Raw genomic sequence first — 10,794 nt, forward strand, 5'->3', positions numbered from 1 at the left:
GGTCATTACCGAATTAATACCCGTATCATTTTACTTATTATGTGGGCTATTTCATTTCAAGCTGCTCAAGCTGTTCTAAAAAATTATCAAAATCTCCTTTCAACATAATCTGCAAACTAGGGCTGGAAGTGGTTATCTGGTGATACAGGTCGATTCAGATCAAGCCGAAGAGGCTGTGGAACAAATGAAGGCCATCGAAGGTACAATTCACACTATGCTGCTGCACTAAATACCAGTCAAGACTAAAAGTTAATAGCCCACATAATTTTTATCAATTATGTGGGCTATTTATTTCCGCTCTGGTAATTTCGAGTTACAATCATCCCTTTCCAGCCCGTTTATTTCCTAGGATCATGATATGACGCTTTCAGTTTCTCAGCCCAATTGGAGCTTGAATGACCCAATTCCATCGCTATTCTTCTCTAATTTGTCCCACTTGGGGCTAATGAGCGTCACAGGTGAGCAAGGCCGCAGCTTTATCCATGGACAAGTCACCACGGACATCAGCTCTTTACAGAGCGACCAATGGCGCTGGGGAGCCCACTGTGATCCCAAGGGCAAGATGCTGGCAAGTTTCAGAACCTTCTCCCTCGAAGATACCCTGTTCATGATGATGCCTGCGGATATCTTGGCCCTAGATCTACCTCAACTGGCTAAATATGCGGTATTTAGCAAGGCTGATCTAGTCGATGTTACCGACAACTTCTTACTATTAGGCGTCGCCGGTGAACAGGCGAAAACTTGGATCGATGAGCGTTTCGGCTCCGACAACAATACTAGCATCGACAAAGAGGTCACCGTGATATCGGGTGGCTTGCTGCTTAAAGACAATGACCGTTTCATCATAATGATGGAAGAAACAGCCGCAGCACTTTTGCTCACATCTATCAGTCAAGAGATAGTCGATGCCACCGCCTGGCAGGCTCTGGAGATCCAATCGGGTTACCCCAACCTAGCAGCCTCACATCAGAGCCAGTTTGTGCCTCAGATGTGTAACCTACAGGGCATTAACGGCATCAGCTTCCAGAAAGGCTGTTACATGGGTCAGGAAACCATAGCGCGGATGAAATATCGCGGTGGCAATAAGCGCGCCCTATATATCCTAAGCGGCACCAGTAGCGAGACTGTCAGCCTGGAAACCAGACTAGAGCTAGCCTTAGACGATGGCTTCAAGCGAACCGGCACCATCATCGAAGTCGTTCAATCCGGCGAGCAAGTCTTACTGACTGCCGTATTGCCAAATGATACCCAAACCAGTGACAAGCTTAGAATCGCAGGAGATGAAAGCTCATCGCTGACGATTAAGCCACTGCCATATTCTCTTGAAGATGAAAGTTAAGACTAAACAATAAGCGATAAGCGATAAGCGACGAGTTGCGAGTTGCGAGTTGCGAGTTGCGAAAAAACATAGACAAAGGTGCACAGTCAAAGCCCAATCATGAGCTGAGTGCACCTTTTTAATATCCTTTGTTTGCACTTGCTATACCCACTTGTTTTACCCTTGCTATATCAAAGTAAGTCAGATAATTTAGTAAGTTCTATCCTAAATCGAAGACTGACTCTTGAAACAAGCAGATCTCACCTCAACCGAGAAACAAGAGCTACTCACTAAGCTCAGACATGAGCTAATCGATTTAGAGCAGCAAATAGAATCAATCCACGAACGCAGCGCCCCGGTGCAACTCGACCAGCAAGCGGTCGGCCGAATATCTCGCATAGACGCGATTCAGCAGCAACAGATGGCACAAGCCGGTGAGCTGCTGATGCAGCAGCACCTCCTGCGTATCAAGCAGATCTTGCTCGAACCCGAGGAGTATGGGATTTGTCTTGAATGTGGTGAGAGTATTGGTATCGGTAGGCTCACGATACACTCTATCGCAGAGTTATGTATTCAATGCCAAAGTGAGGCTGAGAACTCATAGATGGTTCTCTTTTATCTTTCCCTTTCTGATGTCGGCAGGCTGATTTGTAACTTTGAACCTTACTGATAGGTAAAGTTTCCAAACGAAGTTTCGAATCCCTTCTCCGCCGTAAGGCCACATATTAAAATTAACAGGTAAGTAAAAGAGATGGATTCCGGCCCAAAATCATTGCCGGAAAGACAATATAAAAAATATCTCAGCCAGCTGGTGCCAAGGGTTCCAGTTTGATATCCACGACTTTCATCCAAATTAAGTTTAGAGATATTCCTCTGCTACAAGACCGTACAGCTCCAAACAAAGTTCGGAAAAACTTCCGCCTACTGGTGAAAGCGACCTCAACAAAGTACGATATTGAACTAATCAAAAATCAGTGGTATTAGCTCTACATCAAAAGGTTTGGAGTTAACCCTACAGCAGATTTCGGCAGAAGTTATGAATTCAAAAAATGATGAATTTGGTGTTGGTGACAACTCCTACCAAATGGCGGGTGGCTTAGCGGGTCTGACTCGTTTGGTTGATGAGTTTTACCAGAATATGGACAAGTTCTCCTCGTCAAAGAAGATCCGGGATATGCATCCTGGTGATCTTACTGATTCCCGTCAGAAACTCGCTTATTTCCTTTCCGGCTGGCTTGGCGGCCCTAAGCTGTATTCACAGCATTATGGTTCAATCAATATCCCGGCCGCTCATAAACATCTGTCCGTGGGCCATAAAGAAAGTGAAGCCTGGTTGTACTGCATGCAACAAGCCGTAGATAATCAGCCTTACCAAGCCGATTTCAAAGCTTATCTGATGCAGCAGCTAAGAGTTCCGGCCGAGAGGATAAGACAAGTATCCGGCGGCTAATACTTTTTAAGCACATATTGAAGTTAAAAGTTCTTCGCTAAGGCTTGAGGGTACTGGCGCTGCCTAGCCAACATTTCGGCTCTGGCAGTCACTTCTTCTTGAGTACATTGGCCCGTTACTGGGAAATAATGCTCAACCGCGTATTGTGTGATGAGGGCTGAGTTCACCAGCTCATTTGCAATCAAGTCTTGCAAGATTGCATCGGCAGCGGCTAATGCCGAAGAGGCTTTCACTATCTCGGTACGGGCATAATTCTTACCATAAAACGACACATCCGCCGTGCGTAAATCAGCATCATCCCCAGGTATTTGTTGCGCGCCGAATAAGGGCTTAGCCGCGACGCTTGCCTGACTAAAGCTTGGAATATATTGAGCTATATGCTCAATAGAACCTAAAGTTCTCTCTTCGATAAGCTCTGCCGGCCATTGTCGCTCTATCTTATTGATGAAACGTTCGGCAAGTTTCGGCTGGGCACTATTTTCACCGCTAGCCACTAAGCCATTTTTAAACAGGGTGATATCTTGAGTCATGCCATGCAATTGGAAATAACCATCTGGGTAAGGCGTCAATTGTGCCATGCCCTGGGGTGTACCACGCTCCCCATAAAAAACAACCTCTGGCCATAAGCCCCTGCACTTTGGCCAATGGGCAACATAGGCAGCTTTAAACTCGACCATACGCCGACGTTTAGCACTGAACATGTCATCGATTTCGCCACTCTTAAAGCCACAGGCATTAATCACATAATCAAAATCGGTATGAATGGTCTCGATTTCATCATGTTTTTTCATCGATACACGCCAGCCTGATGCGCCAGCGAGCTGTTCCAACGCCACAACTTGCGTATTGGTATGTAGATGGCAAGCGGGTAAATTCTCTATCGCCATGCTCGCGATAGCAGCAAAACGAAAGGCTGACAGGCCATATTCCTGCACTAACACTATCGGGAATTTTAAGTTGTCCAAGTCGACATGCTGAGCGAAAGCCACTAACCAATCACTCGGACATAAGGCTTGCTCTGGCAAGGCGCTGGATTTAAGGGCTTCTATTTCGGCTCGCTCAAACAAACGAAAATACTGCTCGGGTTCACCTAACACTTCATTGCTAGCGTCTTGCTGGACTAAATAGGCGTATTTAGCGCGTAACTTCTCTAAACGCGGCAGTAAATCTCTGGGATCACTGGGATCGTTTTTTGGTAGTGCGATGACGGTCGGCCGCTTATTGACGCTCTGCGGGTATACTTTTACCGTATCGATAGATTGCACCAGTAAGGTTAAACACTGCTCATCTGATATTTCTCGGTAAAGATTACCGCCAGCATGTAGATGGCAAAAGGGAGGGCCATTGACTAAGCTGTCACCTTTTTCAATCAAGCTAGTATCTATACCTAGCTCGGCAAAACGCAGGGCTATGGTGGAGCCCGCCACACCACCACCTATGATGGCGATTTTAGGACTCGCTAGAGGTAAAGCAGCAGATTTTCTTACAACTTGATTCATTGTGCTTACAGAGTGACATACAAAATTCGCGGCTATCTTACGTTGCAAGCAGTCAAGTTTATAGCCATGAATAGTAAATAAACTTCATATTTACTATTCATGTTCTAAAAAAGCGGTTTCGCGATAAAAACCTGAGCGAATTAAACTTTGTATCCCAAGCTGCTATGCCTAAGATAGGCTTATGATTAGTGCGGCTCTATTGACTCTGTAAAGGTCAAAGGGTCCAGATTCGAAATGATGTATGCTTCGACATGCTAACTGGCTCACTCATAGTATTTAGCCAGAGTATTTAGCCAGAGTATTTAGCCATAATGGAACAGGCCTTTCCCAATGGAGCCTTATGACAGAACAGATAGTTCAACTGCAAGGGATCACTAAAGAGTTTATCGATGGAGGGGTCTCTCACAGGGTCCTCGACCGACTCGACCTGCTGCTCACCCAAGGTGACACCATAGCGCTCACTGGTGCCAGCGGCAGTGGCAAGAGCACCTTGCTTAATCTGATCGCCGGATTCGAACGTCCCGATGCGGGCTCCCTCAGCCTGCTGAGCGAAATCACCACATCATGGAGCGATAATCTCTGGAGTCATTTTAGGCGAGTTTCATTAGGCGTGGTGTTTCAACAATTTAACCTGCTGACCCCGCTTAACGTCGAAGATAATATTGCATTCCCACTCAGACTCAACGGCTTAGATTGGAACTCTTGGTGCGATCATCTGGTCGATAGTTTAGGTCTTAGACCCTTACTAAAGCGCCATGTAGAAACCTTATCCGGTGGTCAACAGCAGCGAGTCGCCATCGCACGGGCACTGGCCCATAAACCTAGACTCTTGTTAGCCGATGAGCCCACCGGCAACTTAGATCAACTCGCCAGTTTAGAGGTGATGAAGCTCTTGTGTGAACTGGCCGCAGAGCAGGACACCAGTATTATTATGGTCACCCACAGCATGGAATGCGCCCAGTTTATGCAGCGGCGCTGGCATCTGAATAATGGCCAAATACATGAGTGATACCAAGCTTATCCCCATGACCCGACTCTGCCTTGAGGTCTTCTTCGCCCATTACCGCCAAGCCCCGCTACAGGCTGGTGCCATCTGTATCGGTATTATTCTGGCCGTTACCTTGTTGATAGGGGTTCGCACCACCAATGAAAACGCCATTGCGAGTTACAGCTCAGCCACCGAGCTACTGAGTCAGCAAGCCAAATGGTCTATCATTCCGCCACTTGGCAGTAAGCGTCTGGATGAAGACCTGTACTTCGATATTCGCGCCAATGGTTTCAACAATAGCCTGCCAGTCTTGCAAGGCGTGGCCAGTGACTCAAATGGCACACGTTGGCGTATCCAAGGTAGCGACCTTATGGCCGCCCTCACCTCTTTTCCAGCCTCCGGCTCTCAAGTAAATAGTGAAGCAAGAGCTAAAGCTGGCAGCGGACTTTTCTCATTAAATATTCCCCTAGGAGATATCTTATCTGGCGCGCCTATAGTGCTGGCCAGCAAATCCTTAGCTGAGCAGTTCTCCCAAGACGGTGACTTGGTACTCGGGGGCGTCAAAATACATGTGATGGCCTTAGATGATGCCAGCAACTTGGGCTCAGATATTTTAATGGATATATCTCTGGCTCAGCACATACTCAAGCGACCCAATGAACTCAGTTATATCGCTCTGTTCTCTGACGTAAGCAGTAATAAGAGCCATTTAGAACGCCTTATTGGCAATCGAGGCATGTTAATTGAGAGTGATAATGGCGATGGTCTCATCGCTCTAACTGAGAGCTTTCATCTTAACCTGACCGCTATGAGCCTGCTGGCATTCGTGGTCGGCCTCTTTATCGCCTATAACGGGGTTCGCTATAGCTTACTCAAGAGACAGAGATTACTGACACAGCTTCAGCAACAAGGCATAGCCAAGGCTCCTTTAATGTTAGCCCTGTGCATCGAGCTTCTTCTCTGGGTCATAGTGGGGTCTATCATAGGTTTTATGCTGGGATTACAGCTCAGTCATTGGCTGCAGCCTATGGTATCGGTCACATTGGAGCAGCTTTATGGCGCTAAAATATTGCCGGGTAACTGGCAATTGAGCTGGTTATTTCAGGCCATAGGCCTGACTTTCCTCGCCGCCCTATCAGCCTCAACCTCATTATTTATTCAGCTAATCCGCCAGCCTCTGGCCGGGAATTCAAATCACTTCACTGAGCAAAAAAGTGCCGATAAGATCTATCTATACCAATTATTGATTGCCCTCACCCTAGGGTTGCTGGCATCGATATTATTGCCCTTCAGCCAAGATTATCGCTATACCATGGTCCTGCTTGGCCTAGTAGTTATCGCCATCCCTTTAGCCCTGCCTTGGTCTCTGGCATTTATGGTCAGTCAGCTATTAAAGGTGTCCCCTAAAGGTTTATTACATTATCAGGTCGCCGAAACCAAGGAGCTAATCGCCCCCCTGTCACTGGCTATGATGGCCATGTTACTCGCCCTGACAGCCAATATATCCATGAATACCTTAGTGGGCAGCTTCGAGGGCACCTTGAAAAACTGGCTCGATGCCAGACTCCACGCCGAGCTCTATATCAGACCAGCATCGAAGCAGATGGCCGAGGTAGAAGCCTTTTTAAAGCAACACCAAGATGTGGATGCCATCTATAAACAGTGGTACCTCAGCAGTAAACAAGACAAGCTGCCCATCAATATCGTCACTCGAGATAAGCAGTCCTTAATCCAGACCACAGTATTTAAAGAGACAGTGGAGAATATGTGGCCAGCGTTTTTTGCTAATAAACTCGTGCTGATCAGCGAGCCTCTCGCCATCAAGTTAAACCTCGAACTAGGTGACAACATAGACTTACAGGCGCTGCCTGATAATCACTTTACCGTGGGCGGAGTGTTCTACGATTACGGTAATCCCTATGGCGAGGTCATCATCTCCCCCGAGACTTGGCGAGCCAATGGATTTCCACAGACGCCCATGAGTCTGGCCATAAACCTTGCAGGGAACTCGGACAAAGTAAAACTGCAGCTGCAGCAAAAACTGCAACAAGAGTTACAACACGTATTCTCGATACCCGATGCCATGATATTTAGCCAGAAGAAGATTAAGCAGCAGGCGATCATCATGTTTAAACGCACCTTCTCTATCACTCAGGTATTAAATACCTTGACCTTACTCGTGGCGGCTATCGGACTATTTAGCGCCTGTTTTATGGTGACTCAGGCTAGAATGGCGCCTATGGCTAGGCTCTACACCATGGGAGTTAATCGCCGTCAGCTCACCACACTCGTCTTCGGTCAGATGTTGATTATCGTGTTGTTTACCTGCCTGTTCGCCTTGCCAACGGGGGCTATTTTAGGATATCTACTGATCAATAAAGTCACCCTACAAGCCTTCGGCTGGAGTATCGCCATGGAGTGGGACTGGCTTGCCTACGGTCGGGTGGTCATACTGGCATTAATCGCCAGCTTATTGGCCGTGGCTTTTCCTTTGTATATTCAAACCAAACGTCCGCTAATATCCAGCCTGCAGAGGGAAGTTATATGATGTCTATGCAAACCCTAATCATGCAACCGCTAATCTCTAGCCTGCAAAGAGAGGTTATATGATGTTTATGCGAACCCTAGTCATGCTACCGCTAATATCCAGCCTGCAGAGAGAAGTTATATGATGCCTAAGCCAATCCTATCCTTATTACTGGCTATCACCATGCTTACCGCCTGCTCTAAGCCCTCGACGCTTACATCATCGCCTATGGTAAGCCTGTTAGGCTATGATGCAGCTGGCTATACTCAAGTTGATAAAAGCAGACCTATAGTATTTCCCCAAGATCATCTATCCCACGATGATTTTCGTCAGGAGTGGTGGTATCTCACCGCCAATTTAGAGACAGATGAAGGCAAGCAACTAGGTTTGCAATGGACCCAGTTCCGTGTCGCCCTATCCCCTAAAACACCCCCTAAAAAACCCGCTGAGAAAGCCGCTGAGAAAGCAGCCTCACACATTAAGCTTATCGATTCAGACTGGGCCAGTAAGCAGATTTTTATGACCCATGCAGCCATCACGAGCAAGACATTACACTTTGCCGAAGAGAGGTGGTCGAGGCGCCATCCAAGGCTGGCCGATGTTTCAACCAATCCTCTCACCATAAAGATAGATGACTGGCAGTGGACAGGCACAGGAGCAGACTTATTCCCCGCCAAGCTCAAGGTCGATGCCGAGCAGTTTAGCTATCAGTTAACACTGGAAACGAGTGCGCCCTATCAGCTCCAGGGTGAGAATGGTTACAGCATTAAAAGCGCCGACGCTTCTGTAGCCTCCCATTATTACAGCCAACCTTTTATCCAGGTTTCAGGCTCGGTAACTATCGATGGAGTAGACCATGAAGTCAGCGGCGATGCCTGGTTGGACCGAGAGTGGAGCTCGCAGTTTCTCAACAAGACACAGGCTGGCTGGGACTGGTTTGCCCTTAGATTAGAAGATGGGTCAAGTTTGATGCTCTTCCAACTTAGAGGGCAGGACAAATCTAGCTTCTATAGCGGCCGCAGAATGTTTGCCGATGGCAGCGGCCGTAATATAGCCTCCAAAGATATTCATCTTCAAGTAGCGAGTTGGCATGAAATAGACTCCATTTCCTATCCTGTTGCTTGGAATATTTCGATACCCTCAGAAAATATTGATATTCGCACCGATGCGCTCAATCCAGATGCTAGAGTGCCCTTGAGTATCAGTTACTGGGAAGGACCTGTCATAGTCTCGGGGAGCCATAAAGGTGAAGGCTATATGGAGCTGACTGGATATGAGCACTAACGCTTAGATGCTTAGATGCTTTATAAGCTGGGATACTGTAAAAGTAGGCTAACCGGGATTAAAAATTGATGCCTAGAGTGTAATTTTTATCTCCAATATCTGGAGCTAGCCTGCTTGAAATGCCACATAAATATAAGCATGGCAGCAGATTACATAAACATAAACCACCTTTTTGAGGTGGTTTATTCTAAGTTTTATCTAGCTTATTAAGGCTAATCGGGTCCAACAATCAGCCCAAGAGGCTCGAGTAACTGCTCCTGCTGCCACATACAAATTTTAACGCCGCTCAGATCCACCTTTCTCGGGTCTAAACCATATAGTTCAGCATGAGAAAGATCGCACTCCTGTAGATTAAACTGACCCCAAACATCACTGGAAAACTCACCTCTGCTCAAATCTGAGCCCTTAAACGAAGCCCCGTATAAATTTGCACCTATCCATTTATTTTCAAAAAGATCGCACTTCTCGATACATTGCCGCTCAAAATTAGCGTAAGACAAGTTGCAACCTGTGATATACACAGAGCAAAAATACACTTGTCTGCTTATCAGATTGGCAAAGCGTGTCTTTAGAAAGTTAGACCCTTTCAAATCACAGTTCCTAAATTCAGCACCGAAGCAATTAGCACCTTTGAAATTAACCATAGATAACTGACAATTTTTAAAGCTCGCATCTTGTAAATTAGCGTACTCAAAATTACAACCTGTTACGGCACCTTGCTCTATAAATGAGCAGCCCACAAAATGACTGTCACTGAGATCTGTATGGTTAAAATTACAGTTATAGAATTTACACTGGTCAAAATGTGAATTACTCATATCCAGATGACTAAAATTGTCCCCTAGGAACACCTCATTTTTTCTATTCAATTAACGCCTCTTGCTAGATCTCACCCGTTACCGGAAGCCAAGGCTAACACTCATAAACAAAGAAACCAATAAAAATAAATACAACCAAATCAATGAGTTAAAAACCTCCCAAATAGAGGTTTTAAGGTGTCAAACAGGACCATAGACCTAATTGAAATTTCTCGACAATCTGCTGAGGCCAAGAAAAAAGTTAAACTCAACCTAAGAGCTTACAGAGAGTCGAGTATAGGTAAATGAAGGCTAGATGAAATGCAGCTTTGGAGACATCAGAAGTTCCTAGAAGCTAGACTTTAGATCCTAGGCATTAAAGTAAGTTAAAACAGACAGGCCATCTTGATTCAAACCTAAAACCTGACCTTGCTATCTCATTCAATTCAGGTAATTTGGTTAAAAGACCAATACACCTTTTGAGGAAGCTCATATGAAGCAAGGTAAACACGATGTACAACTGTTAAAACTCGCCATGGAAATTGGCGTAGGCTATGCTAAAAAGCGTGGCTTTGACGATTTCGGTAAAGGGATCTCACCGAAAGATAAGGTGGAGTGCATCTATCGCCTACTAGTGACAGATAAATTGATACAGCCTCTGGCTGTGGACAAGGAAGACGGGCCAAATATGAAACATAAATTGATCCTCTGGATCAGTCGCCAACTTCCTGAAGAGCATGAGTTATTAAACTAGGTCTATTTAGTACCGCTTTATTTTTCCCGTTAATCAGTAGCATCTTTACTCATTTTTTGTCTCTGTCTGAGGCTTAGTTTCAGAGTCTTTCTTAGGGTAATAATCAGGCTCACTCATAATATTTGAATCGAAGATGCTATATTGATTACGCCCTTTCTGCTCGTTAATCAATAGCAT

At 45.9% G+C, this 10,794-nt stretch carries 10 protein-coding genes; 7 read left to right on the forward strand and 3 right to left on the reverse strand.

What is annotated here, in order from left to right:
- Positions 1-358: 358 nt before the first annotated feature.
- The 3 genes from ygfZ (at position 359) to SVI_RS17300 (ending at position 2,768) form a co-directional block, all read left to right on the forward strand.
- Positions 359-1,339: a tRNA-modifying protein YgfZ gene (gene ygfZ, locus SVI_RS17290; RefSeq protein ID WP_013052931.1), complete on the forward strand. Its 981-nt coding sequence runs from the start codon at positions 359-361 to the stop codon at positions 1,337-1,339.
- 223 nt (positions 1,340-1,562) lie between these two features.
- Positions 1,563-1,922: a TraR/DksA C4-type zinc finger protein gene (locus SVI_RS17295; protein ID WP_013052932.1), complete on the forward strand. Its 360-nt coding sequence runs from the start codon at positions 1,563-1,565 to the stop codon at positions 1,920-1,922.
- 432 nt (positions 1,923-2,354) lie between these two features.
- The gene (locus tag SVI_RS17300; RefSeq protein ID WP_013052933.1) at positions 2,355-2,768 is read left to right on the forward strand and encodes a group II truncated hemoglobin; all 414 of its coding nucleotides are present in this window, start codon (positions 2,355-2,357) and stop codon (positions 2,766-2,768) included.
- Positions 2,769-2,791: 23 nt separating this feature from the next.
- Here the strand turns inward: SVI_RS17300 and SVI_RS17305 are convergent, their stop codons facing one another.
- Positions 2,792-4,267: an FAD-dependent oxidoreductase gene (locus SVI_RS17305; protein WP_013052934.1), complete on the reverse strand. Its 1,476-nt coding sequence runs from the start codon at positions 4,265-4,267 to the stop codon at positions 2,792-2,794.
- Between the two features lie 340 nt (positions 4,268-4,607).
- On the opposite strand from SVI_RS17305, the gene SVI_RS17310 reads away from it, so the two are divergent.
- The 3 genes from SVI_RS17310 (at position 4,608) to SVI_RS17320 (ending at position 9,066) form a co-directional block, all read left to right on the forward strand.
- Positions 4,608-5,276 carry an ABC transporter ATP-binding protein gene (locus SVI_RS17310; protein WP_013052935.1) on the forward strand — a complete coding sequence of 223 codons (669 nt, stop codon included), beginning with the start codon at positions 4,608-4,610 and terminating at the stop codon, positions 5,274-5,276.
- On the forward strand, positions 5,269-7,803 hold the full coding sequence (locus tag SVI_RS17315) for an ABC transporter permease (RefSeq protein WP_157608724.1): 2,535 nt from the start codon (positions 5,269-5,271) through the stop codon (positions 7,801-7,803). The genes SVI_RS17310 and SVI_RS17315 overlap by 8 nt, the downstream gene beginning before the upstream one ends.
- Before the next feature lie 120 nt (positions 7,804-7,923).
- Entirely contained in the window at positions 7,924-9,066 is a 1,143-nt protein-coding gene (locus tag SVI_RS17320) for a lipocalin-like domain-containing protein (RefSeq protein ID WP_013052937.1), read from the forward strand.
- 212 nt (positions 9,067-9,278) lie between these two features.
- Here the strand turns inward: SVI_RS17320 and SVI_RS17325 are convergent, their stop codons facing one another.
- Positions 9,279-9,935: a Qnr family pentapeptide repeat protein gene (locus SVI_RS17325; protein WP_013052938.1), complete on the reverse strand. Its 657-nt coding sequence runs from the start codon at positions 9,933-9,935 to the stop codon at positions 9,279-9,281.
- Between the two features lie 421 nt (positions 9,936-10,356).
- Here SVI_RS17325 and SVI_RS17330 point away from each other — a divergent pair, with 421 nt between their 5' ends.
- A complete protein-coding gene (locus SVI_RS17330; RefSeq protein WP_013052940.1) occupies positions 10,357-10,617 on the forward strand; it encodes a DUF5062 family protein in 261 nt (86 codons plus the stop codon).
- 45 nt (positions 10,618-10,662) lie between these two features.
- On the opposite strand, the gene SVI_RS22020 is transcribed toward SVI_RS17330, so the two are convergent.
- Positions 10,663-10,794 (reverse strand): hypothetical protein, encoded by a 132-nt coding sequence (locus tag SVI_RS22020; protein WP_013052941.1) that lies wholly within the window; start codon positions 10,792-10,794, stop codon positions 10,663-10,665.

The organism is Shewanella violacea DSS12, from assembly GCF_000091325.1.
In the GTDB taxonomy this organism is placed as follows: domain Bacteria; phylum Pseudomonadota; class Gammaproteobacteria; order Enterobacterales; family Shewanellaceae; genus Shewanella; species Shewanella violacea.